11 protein-coding genes and 1 pseudogene are annotated in these 15,321 nt (G+C 65.9%); 6 read left to right on the top strand and 6 right to left on the bottom strand.

The window, feature by feature from the left end; translation table 11 throughout:
• The first annotated feature begins 38 nt into the window (after positions 1-38).
• The 5 genes from ACH107_RS08925 (at position 39) to ACH107_RS08905 (ending at position 4,532) form a co-directional block, all read left to right on the top strand.
• Positions 39-632 carry a DUF1285 domain-containing protein gene (locus ACH107_RS08925; RefSeq protein WP_412505519.1) on the top strand — a complete coding sequence of 198 codons (594 nt, stop codon included), beginning with the start codon at positions 39-41 and terminating at the stop codon, positions 630-632.
• A complete protein-coding gene (locus ACH107_RS08920; protein WP_412505518.1) occupies positions 613-1,032 on the top strand; it encodes an SDR family NAD(P)-dependent oxidoreductase in 420 nt (139 codons plus the stop codon). The genes ACH107_RS08925 and ACH107_RS08920 overlap by 20 nt, the downstream gene beginning before the upstream one ends.
• Before the next feature lie 518 nt (positions 1,033-1,550).
• On the top strand, positions 1,551-2,321 hold the full coding sequence (locus ACH107_RS08915) for a sugar transferase (protein ID WP_412505517.1): 771 nt from the start codon (positions 1,551-1,553) through the stop codon (positions 2,319-2,321).
• 29 nt (positions 2,322-2,350) lie between these two features.
• Positions 2,351-3,175, top strand: a complete 825-nt coding sequence (locus ACH107_RS08910; protein WP_412505516.1) for a CpsD/CapB family tyrosine-protein kinase — start codon at positions 2,351-2,353, stop codon at positions 3,173-3,175.
• Positions 3,176-3,305: 130 nt separating this feature from the next.
• On the top strand, positions 3,306-4,532 hold the full coding sequence (locus tag ACH107_RS08905; protein ID WP_412505515.1) for a DUF874 domain-containing protein: 1,227 nt from the start codon (positions 3,306-3,308) through the stop codon (positions 4,530-4,532).
• Positions 4,533-4,594: 62 nt separating this feature from the next.
• Here the strand turns inward: ACH107_RS08905 and ACH107_RS08900 are convergent, their stop codons facing one another.
• Positions 4,595-5,950, bottom strand: coding sequence for an oligosaccharide flippase family protein (locus ACH107_RS08900; RefSeq protein ID WP_412505514.1), 1,356 nt, complete (start codon positions 5,948-5,950; stop codon positions 4,595-4,597).
• Between the two features lie 230 nt (positions 5,951-6,180).
• Here ACH107_RS08900 and ACH107_RS08895 point away from each other — a divergent pair, with 230 nt between their 5' ends.
• Positions 6,181-7,377 (top strand): glycosyltransferase, encoded by a 1,197-nt coding sequence (locus ACH107_RS08895; RefSeq protein WP_412505513.1) that lies wholly within the window; start codon positions 6,181-6,183, stop codon positions 7,375-7,377.
• 29 nt (positions 7,378-7,406) lie between these two features.
• On the opposite strand, the gene ACH107_RS08890 is transcribed toward ACH107_RS08895, so the two are convergent.
• The 5 genes and pseudogenes from ACH107_RS08890 to ACH107_RS08870 form a co-directional block, all read right to left on the bottom strand.
• Complete coding sequence (locus ACH107_RS08890) at positions 7,407-9,968, bottom strand: hypothetical protein (protein WP_412505512.1); 2,562 nt, start codon at positions 9,966-9,968, stop codon at positions 7,407-7,409.
• A complete protein-coding gene (locus tag ACH107_RS08885; RefSeq protein ID WP_412505511.1) occupies positions 9,965-10,918 on the bottom strand; it encodes a hypothetical protein in 954 nt (317 codons plus the stop codon). The genes ACH107_RS08890 and ACH107_RS08885 overlap by 4 nt, the downstream gene beginning before the upstream one ends.
• Before the next feature lie 37 nt (positions 10,919-10,955).
• Positions 10,956-11,681: a 4'-phosphopantetheinyl transferase family protein gene (locus tag ACH107_RS08880; protein WP_412505510.1), complete on the bottom strand. Its 726-nt coding sequence runs from the start codon at positions 11,679-11,681 to the stop codon at positions 10,956-10,958.
• On the bottom strand, positions 11,678-15,082 hold the full coding sequence (locus ACH107_RS08875) for a MupA/Atu3671 family FMN-dependent luciferase-like monooxygenase (protein WP_412505509.1): 3,405 nt from the start codon (positions 15,080-15,082) through the stop codon (positions 11,678-11,680). Before ACH107_RS08875 ends, ACH107_RS08880 begins: the two co-directional genes overlap by 4 nt.
• 46 nt (positions 15,083-15,128) lie before the next feature.
• Positions 15,129-15,321: pseudogene (locus ACH107_RS08870) on the bottom strand (hypothetical protein); the annotation flags it as partial.

The raw sequence follows: 15,321 nt of genomic DNA, 5'->3' as shown, positions 1-15,321 counted from the left end.
GTTAGAATGTATCGCGCATTGACGAAATGGCAAAAGCAATGAGCAAAGACCCGATCACGGCAATGTCAGTCGATCAGCTCGCATCCGCCGCGAGCGACGTTTCGCGCAAGGGTTTGCCGCCGGTGCACGAGTGGCACCCGGATTTCAGCGGCGACATCGACATCCGCATCACGCGCGATGGCGCATGGTACCACGAGGGCGACCTGATTCGGCGGCCCGGTCTGGTGCGGCTCTTCTCGACGATCCTGCGAAAGGAGGGCGACGACTATTACCTCGTGACGCCGGTCGAGAAGGTCAGGATCACCGTGGACGATGCCCCGTTCGTCGCCGTCGATTTCGAGCCGGACGGAACCGGCCGCGACCTTACCCTGACATTCGAAACGAATGTCGGCGACAGGGCCACTGCCGGGCCGCGGCACCCGGTCCGGGTAGCGCGCGACCCCGACACCGGGGAACCGTCGCCATATGTGCTTGTACGCGACAACCTTGAGGCGCTGATCGACCGCAAGAGCTTCTATCGGCTCGTGGAGCTCGGCACGCGGGACAATGGCTGGTTCGGCGTCTGGTCGGGCGGTGAGTTCTTCCGCTTTGCCCGGGCCGATGAACTGCCCGATGGCACGACCGGGGCCTGAGGCAAGCGCCGTTATCGTCGGGGTCGGATCGGGGCTGTCGGCCGCGCGGCACCTGCTCGGCAACGCGCCCGAAGACGGCACGCGCGGCACCATCCTGTTCACGGGCGCCTCCGCCGGCACCAAGGGCTTCGCTGGGTCCGCGGCCTTCGCGATGGGGAAATTCGCGCAAAGGGGACTTGCGCAAAGCATGTCGCGCGAACTGCACCCGCAGGGCATCCACTTTGCGTGGATCAACATCGACGGCGTGATCCGCAACCCCGGCAGAACTGACGCGCCCGGAGCGCCCGTCAGCATGCTGGACCCGAACGAGATCACGCGAAACTATCGCGCGCCGATACGCCAGGAGCGGTCCGCATGGTCCGAGGAACTGACCCTGCGGCCCTGGTCTGAAAGGTTCTGAGACCAGCCCCGGCACCGGCCCTTCACACCTTTCACATGACCCCGGTGCGTTCGAGAACGGGCGTTTACCGCCTGCACCGTGTTACCGCGGCACGCCCGTTTCCGGTCCGTCCATGGCATGAAATTGGCAAAATCGTGGCCGCTGGCTGATTCTCGGCACAGGGTAATCCGCCCTTCAGCGCACTCTGGTGCAACCGTTACCAAAACCGGAACAATCCAGCCTGAAAATGACGATTAACCCCTCAACGACAACGGTTAACGCATCTGTTTTCAATAAGGGAAACAGTCTGTTGCCCGGAAAGCGGGCAAAATTTTGACGCAAAGAAGTTAAGATAAAGACGATAGATAGCAGGTGGAAATGTGTCTGTGCCGCCCGCCAAAACAGTATGGCGGTACCCGCGGCGGCTGCCTCAGGCCGCGGTAAGCAACGGAATTTCACAGGTCGTAAAACCTTCGCGATTTTCGCGGTGGTCCCACTTGTCTGTCTGACACGAACCGGAAAGTTGCTGGGGGGCAACGATGACAGAAACGCTATTCAGGGACGGCACGCTGAAAGCCGTGTCCGCACAGGACGCGCATGGCAGCGGCAGGATGTCCGGGTTCGTGATCACCGGTCCGGACGTCGGCGCACCGAAAGGCACCAGGACAGGGACAGGCGCCCGCGACACGGAACGCCGCGGCGGCTGGTACGTGGAGCACGGCAAACGCATACTGGACTTCGCCTTCGTGACGCTGACCCTCCCGATCAGCCTGCCGGTCATCGCGATATGCGCCATCGCGCTGTGGCTGGAAGGCGGCCCGCCTTTCTACTGGCAGCAGCGGATAGGCCGGGGCGGCCGGCTGTTCAGCATCATGAAGCTCAGGACGATGAGCCGCGATGCCGAGGCGGCGCTGGCCCGGCACCTGGCGGCGGATCCCGCGCTACGCGCCGAATGGGAACGGACCCAGAAGCTGAAGAACGATCCCCGCATCACGCGGGTCGGCGCGGTCCTGCGCAAGACGTCGCTCGACGAACTGCCGCAGCTGTGGAATGTCGCCATCGGCGAGATGAGCATCGTGGGCCCGCGCCCGATGATGCCCGACCAGCTGTCCCTGTATACGAACCCGCGCCCCTATTTCCGCATGCGCCCGGGTATCACCGGTGAATGGCAGGTTTCCGACCGGAACGAGAACAGTTTCGCGCACCGCTCCACCGTGGATGCGCGATATTTTGCCGGCTTGTCCTTGACGGGAGACATCAAGATCCTGTTCCAGACGGTCGGGGTCGTCCTTCGGCAGACCGGCTACTGACCGAAATCACGCGATCTGGAGGCACTGAGATGAACATGCTCGCAACGACGACAGCGGCGGCGGCACCGGCGTCCGGGCTCGCCCCGGACCGGCACCAGCCGGAGCATCCGACAGTCTCTGCCCCGTCGGCCGACCGGGCCCATCGCGCCCCGCCCGCACTTGCAGACGGCATGTGGCAGGATGAATGGGATCACATTCGCATGGTCCGTCAGAACGCCACGAACGAGGCGGGGTTCACCGTCGACCGCGACCGGGATCACCCCGCATCCCGGGCCTTCGACGTGTTGCGGACCCGGCTGGTGCGCACACTGGAACTGAAAGGCTGGAACCGCATCGCCGTATCGGCGCCGACCTCCGGCTGCGGCAGTACCTTCACGGCAGTCAATCTCGCACTCAGCCTTTCCCGGGTGCCCGATTCCCGCACTGTCCTCGTGGACCTCGACCAGCGCGCGCCGGGCGTGGCGCAGATGCTGGGCGTGGGCGGCACGCATGTTCTCGGGGACTACCTCCAAGGCCGCACAGAGACCCGGGATCACATGGTGCGCCTGTCCGAAACGCTCGCGCTGGCCCTGAACTCGGAAGTCAACATCAACGCCGCCGAACAGTTGCACGACAGCGGCACCGGGCAGGTACTCGAGACCATGCAGGATGCCCTCGACCCGGATATCGTCCTGTACGACATGCCCGCAATGCTGGAACATGACGATCTCGCGGCCTTCCTGCCCAATGTTGACGGCGTGCTTCTCGTCTCCGATGGCACCCGTTCCACCAAGAAGCAGATCGAGGAATGCGAACGCATTCTCGACGGTCAGACCCGTCTGCTCGGCGTCGTGCTGAACAAGGGGCGAATCTGACACCGGTAACTTGCTTTGCCCTTGCCGTGTCATAGTTTTGCCAGCCTGACATGCTTGGTTGTGCCGAGGTCACGGGCACGGGGCAGGCGGGCACGGCTTTGGCGGCCCGCGCCGGGAGACAGGTAAGGCATTGGAAACAGTCTACACGCTAGCAGATTTTACCGACATGGTGCGGCGCCGCTTCAAGCTGATCGCGGCCGTGGCCATCATTGGCAGCGCCGCGTCGGTATTCCTCGCGTTGGGCCAGCAGCACATGTACCAATCCGCCGAGGTGCTGCAGGTCGCTCAGCCCAAGGTCAACGATGATCTTGCGCCGCAAACGGCCGGCAGCGGCTCGGCGCGTCACCTGCAACTGGTTCAACAAAAGCTCATGGCGCGCGATTCGGTCATCGAGATCGCGGACAAGTATGATCTCTTCAAGGGACGGCGCCCCAACGAACGGCTGGTCCTGATGCGCGAGGCGGTGAACATCGATGGCATCGCCGCGGCAAGCGACGGCGCGGGCGATGATGGCTCCGTCGCCGTTCTGACTGTCTCGGCCCGCATGGAAACACCGGAACTCGCGCGGCAGGTTGCACACGAATTCGCACAGCGCACGATCGACCTCAGCACCCGGGAAAGCATAACCAAGGCGCGCGAGACGCTCGACTTCTTCGTCGCCGAGGAACAGAAACTCATCGACGAGCTCGAAACGCTCGAACAGGAGCGGACGGCCTTCCGGCGGGAAAACGATCTTGCGATTTCGGGCAGTCTCGAATTCCGTCAGACCCAGTATGCCTCGATCAGCAGCGCGCTGCTTGAAATCGAGCGCGAGATGATCGCGCTCGAACGCGAACTTGCGGGCCTCGATCAGGGTCAACGGGCGGCCACGCTGGAACAACAGACACGCGACATTCAGGCTGAACTGGCCTCGCTCGAGGAACAGCACGTTCTTCTTGAGGAGCGGGCCGACGCTCTCAGCAGCACCATTGAAACGACACCCCGCATCGAACGCGAGCTTGCCGCCTTCGACCGGCGTGTCGAGAAACTGCAGGATCAACTGGATGTCGTCTCGGATCGCCGCGCGCAGGCCGAAGTTGCCTACAAGCTGGAAAAAGGGCGCCAGACCGCGCGGCTGACCGTCATCGAACCGGCCAGCCTGCCGGATTACCCCGTGACGCCCAGCCGGAAAAAGGCGGCGGCACTGGGCGGTGTCATGAGCGTGGCCGCCGCGTTGATCCTCGCCTTCCTGCTTGACCTGCGCCACCCGGTCATCCGGACCAGCGCACAGATGAAAGCGAGGCTCGGCTTCGCACCCGTCGTGACGATACCTGTCGTCGATGGCAAGCGGAAGCGCCGCCGCGGGTCCACCGGCTGACGCGGTACGCGCGGCAAAGCGGAACAGGCTGGCGCGCAACGCGGCGCGCGCCCTGCCCGGTATCAGCCCGCCAACGCCAAGATTTCGGTCCAGTGAAGCCATACCGCGAACGCCGCGCCGGATGCCCCCGCAACCGTGGCCAGAACGTCATGCAGCGGGTCCCATGCCTCGTGCACCCGGGCCAGCCAGATCAGCACGGGATGCACCACGAGCATCGCGACCGCGACGGACACCATCGCGCCCAACAATCCGAATTGCGTGACAGCGACCAGCAGAAAGCCGATCTGGCAGGCCGCGCGCACCCCCGTGAAAACGAAGAACCGGCGCGAGTCACCCGCCGCGAGCGCCGCCTGATCGTAACTCAGGCCGATCGCCTGCGGTATGAGTGCACAGGCGATGACAACGACCATGCCGCCGGCATCCTGGTACCGCATGTCATAAAGGACCGAGATCAATGGCGGGCCGGCCACCGCCATTGCCGTCAGCAGACCGATCACGCCCGCCGACAGCCCCAGCCGCATCTGGTGCAAGCGGCGGGCGTTTTCCGGCGCCGCGCCGGGCGGCTTTTCACGGTAGACGGGGATCAGGACCTTCTGCGTCACCGCCTGCCCGAGCAGCAGGGGAAAACTGGCAATGAAGAACCCGACATTGTAGATACCCAGCGTATCAAGGGACAGGAACTTGCCCAGAATGGCCTTGTCCCCCTGACTGCTGAGGAACCAGAACGCGGTACTCAGGAAGATCCATTTGCCGAAATGGATCAGTTCGTGCGCCGCCGTCTTTTCCCAGCGGAACCGGTTGCCCGCCCCGGGCAGGAAAAGATGGGTCAGGCACAGTTTCGCAAGCGCACTGATCACCCCGCCGATGACGAGCGCCCAGACAGAGCGCGTGACGTAGGCCAGCGCTATCATGCTCAGGATGCCGATGAACTGCCCGAGCAGGTCAAGCACCGTCAGCCGCCCCACAAGCAAGTGCCGTGTCGCCGTCTCGATGCGGGTGGGGTTGAAGCCGCTGACCACCAGCGACAGACCGGCGACAGGCAGGTAATAGGCCAGGTCCGGCGCGTCGTAGAGCTCCGCCACAGGCGCGGCCAGCAGCCACGTCGCGCCAAACAGCACGAAGCCCCGGATCACCTGCAACGTCCAGGCTGTATTCAGGAAATCGGGGTCATCGCCCCGCGGGCTCCGCGCGATCGAGGAGTTGATTCCCACGTCCGAGAACATCGACAACCCGATCGTCACCATCGTGACAAGCGCCATGATCCCGAAGGCTTCGGGAAACAGCAGCCGCGTCAGGATCAGGTTCGAGGCAAGCCGCAGGAACTGCGATCCGCCATATCCCAGAACAAGCCACGAGGAACTGCGCAGCACACGCGAAAGCAGTCGGTTGCTTTGAAAGGTGGCGGTCAGACTGGCCATGAATTAGCGCCATCCGGCTGGAATACGGGAACGTGGTCAGACGCTACGGCTTGCCCGGTGACGGGTCAATTGACCCTGCGATCACGCCCGGATTCCCGACTTGATTGCCCCCGGATCAAGAAACAGTGCCGGGCCAAGCCCGGTACTGTCGGCCACTGGAAACAACCCGGGTTTCCACGATGCGGGCGACAGGGTACCAAGGATGAAACCGATTTCAGGGGCGGGCCGACGTGATGCTTGCATATGTTCTCAACACTTACCCGCAACCGTCGCAAAGTTTCATTCGGCGTGAACTGCGCGCACTGGAGGAACAGGGGCATTCCGTCCTGCGGCTGGCCATGCGCCGCCCGACCGTGCCGCTTGTCGATCCGCTCGACGACGCCGAACAATCGAGAACGGACTATGTTCTCGAAAAGGGGGCAGCGGCCCTTTTCGGTGCTGTCGCGCGCATGGCCCTTTCCGCCCCGCGCGCCGCGGCGCGCGCGCTCGGGCTGGCAATCCGCCTCGGCCGGAAATCGGAAACCGGCGTCCTGCGGCACCTGATCTATTTCGCCGAAGGCTGCCATGTCGCGCGGGCATGTGCCGACGCCGGCATCACCCATATCCATGCGCATTTCGGCACGAACGCCGCCACGGTCGCGATGCTCGTCAAGGTTCTTGGCGGCCCCGACTACAGTTTCACCGTCCACGGCCCCGAGGAATTCGACGCCCCGCGCGCGCTGTGCCTCGGCGAAAAGATCGCCCGCTCCGCCTTTACCGTCGCCATCAGCAGCTACGGGCGCGCGCAATTGTGCCGGTGGGTCGCACCCGGCTATTGGGACCGCATCAAGGTGGTGCATTGCGGGATCGACCCCGCGGCCTTCCCGGCGCCCGCCCCGGTACCGGACGGCCCCCTGCGGCTGATCTCGATCGGGCGCTTCGCGGAACAGAAGGGCCAGATGATCCTGGTTGCGGCCATGGCCGAGATCGTCCGGCACCACCCGGATGCGAAACTGATCCTTGTCGGTGACGGGGAACTGCGCGGCCTGATCGAGGCCGAGATCGCCCGCCTTGGCCTTGCCCGCAACATCGCGCTGACCGGCTGGTTGTCCGAGGCCGATGTCACGGCGCGGCTTGCCGGGTCCCACGCCCTCGTCATGCCCAGCTTCGCCGAAGGTCTGCCCATGGTCATCATGGAGGCGATGGCGGCAGGCCGCCCCGTCATCACCACGCATGTCGCCGGCATTCCCGAATTGGTGAAACCCGGCGAAAACGGGTGGCTCGTTCCCGCCGGGGACGCGCCGGCGCTGGCCGAGGCTGTGCTCGACATGGCGGCGTGTTCTCGTGACAAGCTGTCAAACATGGGCGCGCGCGGCCGTCAGCGCGCGCTGGCCCGGCATGACGTCGGTCAGGAAGCCCGGAAACTGTCCGGCCATTTCGGCATCTGAGCCACCGCGCCGACGACGCGTGCCCGCGTTTACATGCGGTCGCAGTCGCCGTCGCAATCCCGGGCACTGACCAGCGCGCGCCACCGCGGATTGTCATCCGTCAGGTAACGCAGCGCGCCCCAGCTACCCCATTTCGATGGCGTGTTCATGTCCGCGTAGGCGTTGAACTGGCCCCCTCCAAGGCGGCGCCAGCCGGCAAGCAGCACCTCGTAGAGCCTGCCCATCTGCGGCGTGTAGTTGAAATGCGTGAAGAACCGCGTCAACGCCGCGTCATCAACCATCGAGCCGATCCCGACAAGATGCGTTCCTCCCTCGTACATCACCAGGTCCAGATCATTCGCCGCGGCCACGCGCGCGTGATAGGGCAGAACCCGGCCCAGCAGGTCGGCAAGCGTATCGCTGTCATCCCCGCTGACCGTTCCGTTCAGCAGTTCCAGGCCCGCACGCCGGCTCGCCATGTCGTAGGCATGGTCCGACACATGGGTCTCGGCCGCGGCCCCTGTCAGGCCACTTTCACGGGCCGTTTGCCGGGCCTTGGCCCGGCTTTCGGCCAACCAGTCCCGGACCATGCCCGCGCGGTCCTCGGTGCCGAGGATACCGCCGAAATACCCCGTTACCGCGTAGGCGTCGAAATACGTGACCGGCGCGCGCACATCCGGATCGCTTTCCTGCCAGAGCGGCGCGTTCAGGATACTCTCCTCCAGCCCCAGCCACCCGGTTTGCGTCGAGATCACGTTGACCAGTTCGGGCCCCGGCGCACCGGCCCCGGCAAACACGTCCGACCATATCCGCGCGACCTGTGCCGCCCGCATGCCGTAGAATTGCCCGCCGGCGTCTTCGTTGCCCCATAACTCGGCGGCCCGCGCCGACGCCCATTTCGCTTGGCTGAACGCCCAGTTCCAGACCTCGTTCGAAAATTCCACGTAGACGCGCGTCTCCGGCCCGAGGCCATCGCGCACCGTGCGCGCGAAGCGGCGGACGTAATCGTCGTCCGCCTGATGCGGCATGTTGAACCATGCGTTCGTACCGCTCTGGCGGGCCAGCTCCAGCATGATTTCCAGCGGGACACCGCCGGCGCTGGCATAGGTGTAATCCGCCACACGCGGCCGGTCGCGCCACCGCGACAGTTGCGAATGATTGGTGTCCATCCAGTCCATGTAACGCAGCGTGTCGAAATCCCTGATCCGCGACAGGAAAAGCGGGTTGAAGATTTCCCCGCGCGCGAAACGGTCCAGATGCTCGACCTTCACGACACGGATGTTGCGGACGTAATCGCCCGTCCGTGCCGGATCGCTCCGGCGCAGCCGTATTTCCACCGGGCCGTCCCCCGGGGTGAAATCGAAAAACACCTCGTTCTTGCCGTATTGCTTGTTCTCGGCGCGGCCCATCACCTCGACGACGCCGGTACCGTCGAAACTCAACCGGTACCGCCCGGCAATCGACCCCGCCTCGGCGGGAAGGTCCGTCAGGATCACGGTGCCCACGGTCCCCAGTTCGCGCGGCAGGCGCACGGGCCAGCCATCCGCATCGAGAACACCGTTCTCCCTGAGCTCCGCCACGCCGCCGCCACCCCATTGCCCGGCCTTGTGAACGATCCAGGGCCGGGCGGTTTTCATCACGTTCAGAAACGGCTGCTGGACCGACCAGTCATTCACGCCCGTCAGCCCGATCCCGATCGTGGCGTTCGCCGCGGGCAGTATCCCCTGCGGCACGTTGCGCAGCACATCCTTCGCCTGCATATCCCAATCCGGCGCGTCGCGCGTCTCCGTCGCCGTTTCCGGCGTTGGCACTGCCGCGTTGGACGGTTGCGACGGCGTCACGGCCGCCGCATCCGGCACGGCCTGCGCCACGCGCCACGCGATTTCCTGCAGGCGTTCCGCCGCCCCGGGCGCTGGCGCCTCGTAGGGCTTGCCCCATTTGTTCGACAGCGCCCGCGGCAACCCGACCGGGTTTTCCCCGGTGATGACGGCGTATTGCAATGAGGCGACGAAATAGTGGCCGATGTCGCTCAGGTGCACATCGTCATCGAATAGCGCCGAAATGGAGGCGATCCCGGGCACCCGCCCCGCCTCGATTTCGGCGTCAAGCGCCAGCATCGCGTCGCCGGCCGGAAGCAGCCGCATCGACGGACCGGGCAACGCGGTATTGCGGTTCACGTAATCGACGACGCCCTGCCATTTCGACCGGTTCGCGGCGATGGCATCGGTCCACCCGGCAGTGTCCACCCCGCTCGGCCATGTCTGTTGCAGGAAAACCCGCGTGCCCGGCGCGTCGGCCACCGCGGCCTCGTAATATTTCAGCGCGTGTTCATGGGTGCCGCTCCATTCAAGATGATCATCCAGCGGCAGCGCCTCGGTCAGGATGACGACACCCGGATCCTGCCGCGCAAGGAAATCCCGCGCGTTCACGCCCTCGGCGTCATGTCCGTGTTCCCAATTGTAGACCAGCGGCGCGCCGTTGATGATTTGGAACGCCACCTCGGCGTCGGGCCCTCGTGCCGACAGAAGTTGCTTCAGCATCTGCGGCGTGTCCTTGCCGAAAAGGCTGTGCCCCACCAGAAGAACCGAAAGCAGCACCCCGGACACGTTCATGCCGCGACACCCGTCTTGGCATAGCCGGTCACGACCTCCTGCACGGTTTCCTGCATGAGCCGTGCCGCCTCGGGGCCGGGCGCGGTTGCCGCGCGACCATCCGCGCGCCGCAACTGCCGGGGCAGGCCCACCGGCGATTCGTGGTACAGCACCGCGTAATGCGTCAGGGCGACCAGATATGCCCCCATGTCATTGAAATGGATCGGGTCCCGCGCGCCGTTCTCCTGCCGCGCGAACAAGTCATGACGCGACCCGATGTTGTCGACGCCATCGGCGCTTTCCACCTTGCGAACGAACCGCGCCATCACCTGCCCGGCCGGGATGACGTGAACGGGACGCTCGCCGCCGTTCCGGCGCAGGTCGACCGCCAACAGCCTGTCCTCCCACAGCTTTTCAAGGTCGTCGTCCAGACGGGTCAACCATCCGTCGGGGTCGTCGGTCGGATGCCATGTCTCGTACAGGTAGACGCGCGTCCCGGGGTCCGCGTTCCGCGCGAGATCGGCCCACAGGGACAGGTACTTGCCGCTCTGATGGTATCGGATCGCGTCGCGCAGCTCGACCATCTCGGTCAGGACAACCGCATCGTACTCCCCGGATGACACGGCCTCCATCGCCGGGCGGAACCGCGCGTGATCGTTCTCGGTGTCAAATCCCTTGATCGGCACATTGTCTTCCCAGTGCGCCCTGAGCGGTGTACCCCAGCCAAGCTGGCTTTCATAACGGTGGCCCGCGCCCGCCATCTGTGCCAGCATCGCGGGCATGTCGCGCCCGACAAGGCTGTGCCCAAGGTGAAACACGCGCAGCGGCCCGGGCGGTGCCGGCATGGGGTCGGCATACGCCGCGCTTTCCAGCTGTTGCGCGCTTTTCTTGAGCCCGGCCCATGCCGACCCGCCCAGAAGCGTGGCAAGCCACAGGATCGGAAGTGGCAGAAAACCTCTACGATGCATCATCCTTCGCTCCCTTGAACGTGACAAATCCGCGGGTCGGTCACCCACCGCCGGGATCGGCGGAACGCGCCTGTTCAGCCGACAGCGTGACACCGCACATCAGGACGCCACCGCCTAATACGAACCGTCCGGCCAACTGGCTTCGGGCCGGGAAACCGGGGACATCCCGGGTGAATGTCGCCTCAAACTGGCCTGTCTGTGGATCCGGGGTGATCTCCATCGCGTCAAAGCCCAGGACCGTCCGGCTTCGGGTATACTGGCACTTGTACGCGGCCTCCTTGGCGCTGAAGATCAACCGCCCCAGCCGGCCGCGCAGGCTGGACGGTTGCACCGACAGCCACGCCAGTTCCCCGACCGTGCAGATCTCGGGCTCCAACTCACGCGGCAGCTCCGCGTCGGGCTCGATATCCAGCCCGAGCGCGGCGAAACCGCAGGAAGAAGCCACCGCCGCGACGCAAACGCTGTCATCATGCGAAATGCTGCCGGTCAGGCCATCCGGCCAGACGGGCGCACGATCCGCCCCGGCCACGACCGGCCGTACCGCCTGCCCCAACGCCGCCATGGCCTGATGCGCGGCACGCCGGCCCGCCGCGAACTCGCGCTGTCGCGCCGCCGTCGCTTTCGGCAGGCTGGCTTCTTCCGCGGCCAGCAGGTCATGCACGTCCTCGTCCGGCGATGTCACGCCGATCGCCACACCGTCGGGAAAGATCGACCGCAGCATGGCCTGTGCGACGTCCAGCGAATGGATATCGGCAAAAGCGTTCATATCGCCCTCCTCGACCGGGCCGCGCGCATGGCGCGGCGCTTGGACATGGTTTCGGCATTGACCAGCGTGCTATCCGCACCGGCGCCCGGCGCCTCGTCACCGCCTGTATCACCGCGCAGCTTGTCCACGTGCCCCGCCAGCGCCGCCAGTTTCGGGAAACGGAATATGTCCGTCACCGACAGTTGCGGCAGTTCAAGGGCCGCCTTCAGTTCGCGATGCGCCTGCACCGCCAGCAATGAATGGCCTCCAAGGTCAAAGAAACTGTCCTCGCGCCCGATGTTCCGAACCCCGAGGATCCGCGACCAGACAGCCGCGATGGCGGCGTCGGTCCCGCCCTCCCCGACATGCGTCGCGACATCCGGCGCGGCGGCCGCATCCGGCGCGTCGGCGGGGTCGGGCAGCGCCTTGCGGTCGATCTTGCGATTGGGCGTCAGCGGGAATTCGTCCAGCACCGTGAAATGCGACGGCACCATGACCTCCGGCAAATGCGCGGCGAGATACTTTTTCAAGCTGTCCGGCGCCACGTCCCGGCGCCCGATCATGTAGGCGGCCAGATACGTCTCGCCGTTGGTGTGCTGACGCGGCACGACCACGGCTTCCTTGACGGCCTCAAAGCTGTTCAGCCGCGCCTCGATCTCGCCCAGCTCGATCCGCTGGCCGCGGATCTTGACCTGGTGGTCGGCCCGCCCCCGGTATTCCAGCGTTCCGTCCGTCCGCCAGCATACCAGATCCCCGGTACGGTAAAGCCGGCCGTCACCGTCCGGCACGACATCGTCGGCAACAAACTTGTCCGCCGTCATCTCGGGCCTCTGCCAGTAGCCGCGCGTCACCCCGGCCCCGCCGATGAGAAGCTCGCCGGTCACGCCGACCGGCACCCGGCGCCCGCTTTCATCGACCACGTGAACCGACGTGTTCGCGATCGGCCGGCCCACCGGCATCGCCGGCGCCGAGCCACCCGCGCCCTCGACGGGCTGAACCGTCGACCAGATCGTCGTTTCCGTGGGGCCGTACATGTTGGTGATACGCGCGCGCGTGTGGCGACGCAACTCGTCGACCAGCGCCCCTGGCAGCGCTTCACCGCCAAGGTAAAGCTGCCTGATCTGCCCGATTGCGGAACAGGCCTCGTCGTTCATGGTCAGCATCCGTGCCATGCTGGGCGTGCATTGCATGTGCGTCACGCGATGGCGGATGATCTGCGCGGCGATCGAATGATCGTACGCCGCGATGTCCGCGGGCCGGTTCGCCTGCGCCCGCACCTCGGCCAGATAGCCAAGGCTGTGCATCACCTCGGCTGTCGGCACCCCGTAGTCGATCAGACAGGCAACCTCGCCGACGCCGATCTGCCTGAGCTGTTCGATCCGCGCCACGCCGTCATCGACCGTGCCGAACAGGCCCGCATCGTGAAAGTAACGCTCGAAGGCGAAGTCGAGGATCGCCTCCATCTCCGCGTCATCGAGCGCGCTCAGATCCACCTCGAACGGGTTGGTCACGCCCTGCGGTTTCTTGAAGGCCGGGAAGGCCCACGCATATTGCTTGATCAACCCCGCCGCGCTGCGCAGGTAATCCTTCAGCGGGCCGCGCACGATCTCGGCCACCTGCTCGCGGCTTTCGCCGATGAGGGTGTGCAGCATTACCGTCACGGTGAAATCCGCCGGGTCGTGCCCGGCCTCGCGCAGCGCCTGATGGTAGATCGTGATCTTCTCGCCCACCTCGGCGATGTCTTGGCCCAGCAGGTGGGTCAACACGTTGGCGCCCATGTGCCCCGCCTCGCGCCACGTGGCCGGGTTGCCGGCCGTGGTAACCCACAGCGCCACCTCGTCCGAAACCGGGCGCGGCTGCGTGACCACCGGCACCGCTTCCCCCGATTTCATCGGGAATTCCACCGCCTCGCCCCGCCAGAGCCGGCGCAACTGGTCGATCGTCCCGGCCATCGCGGTCTTGTTCTCGGGGGGCGTGTTTTCCGGGCGCAGCACGAAATCCTCGGGCTGCCAGCCACTGGCGATGGCCAGCCCCGTCTTGCCGTTCGTCAGGTTGTCGATCACCGCCCATTCCTCGGCGATGCGCGCCGGGTGGTGCAGCGGCCCCACGCAGCTCCCGGCGCGCACCGAGAGGTTCGTGGTCAGGGCGGCCACCGCCGCGCCCGTCACGGCCGGGTTGGGGTAGGGGCCACCGAAAGCATGGAAATGCCGCTCGGGCGTCCAGAGCGCATCGAAACCGTTGGCATCGGCGAACTTGGCCCCCTCCAGCAGCAGCTCGTACTTGTTCGGCCCCGCCCCGCAATCATTGCTCCAGTAGTACAGGCTGAAATCCATGTGGCGGCCCGACGATCCGAAGGGCTGCCCGGAAATCGCCGCCGGGCCGTCATCGCGGCAGATCACCAGCTTGAACCCGCGCGACAGGGTATAGAACAGCTCCAGCACCGAGATATCGAAAGCAAGGCTCGTGACCGCCAGCCACACGGCGTCCTCCCCCCGTTCGATCACGTCGTCCATCCCGGAAAAGAAATTGGCGACGTTGCGGTGCTCCACCATCACGCCCTTGGGCGTGCCCGTGGACCCGGAGGTGTAGATCAGGTAGGCCAGATCCTGCCCACGCGTGCCGCCATCCACGTTCTCGGCGTCGCTCGGCCGGCCCGCCTCGCCAAGGTCGATGATCCGCGCCGCCGTCTCGGGCAGCAGGCCCGCCTGCTCTTGGCCGGCGACGATGAGGCTGGCCGCGCTGTCGGAAATGTAATGCGCCAGCCGGTCCGCCGGATAGGCCGGATCGAGCGGCACGTAGGCACCGCCGGCCTTGAGAATGGCCAGCGCCCCGATCAGCAGGTCCGGCCCCCGCCCGGTACACAGGCCCACATGCGCCCCGGGGGCGACACCGGCATCAATCAAAAGACGCGCCAGCCCGTTCGCGCGGCCGTTCAATTCGGCGTAGGTCAGGCTCTCGTCCTCGAACACCAGTGCCACGGCATCGGGCGTGCGTGCCGCCTGCGCCTCGAAGGCGCGATGAACGGTCAGATCGGCGTCGACCGGCTTGGCCGTGTCGTTCCATGCATCCAGCAGTTCCCGCTCGGTCTCGGGCAGCCCGGCCAGCGCATCAAGACGCGACTGCGCCCCGGCGGGCGCGTGCATCGCGGCGACGATTCCCGCCAAGCGGTGCCGCAACAGCTCGACCGCCGCCGGCGATACCCGTGCGGCATCATGGAAAAGCCGCGCATCGCCACCGTCCGCGCCGACGGCAACGGTCAGGGCACTGCCTGCCACCGGCTGACCCGTCGCCGCCTCAACGGCGATATCGGGTGACGAAAACGCCGCCAGCGCCGGTTCCCGCACGGGCAGGTCCCGCGCCGGCCCGCCCAGCCTGGCGGCCCTTTCTGCCTCGGCGCCCAGCTTGTCAACGGCATCGGCCAACGCGGCATCCGGCTCGGCCGTCACCGGCGCCCAAGGCAGTGTCAGGTCAGATGCCGGCTTCCCGGTGCCGCATCCGATCCAGACACCGTCGTCCCCGCTGGATTGCCGCGCAAGCATCAGCGCCGCCGCCGCCAGCTGCCCCGGCAACGGCCAGACCAAGCACCAGCGACCCGGTGATCGTCACCAGGTCGTGCAGCGCGGTGAGCTGGAAAACGGTGTGGTCATGGGTGGCCGCACGC

The sequence above is a fragment of the Roseovarius halophilus (ex Wu et al. 2025) genome, from assembly GCF_047086965.1.
Note: the sequence above shows the minus strand (reverse complement) of the source record. Positions and strands in the feature narration are given on the sequence as shown.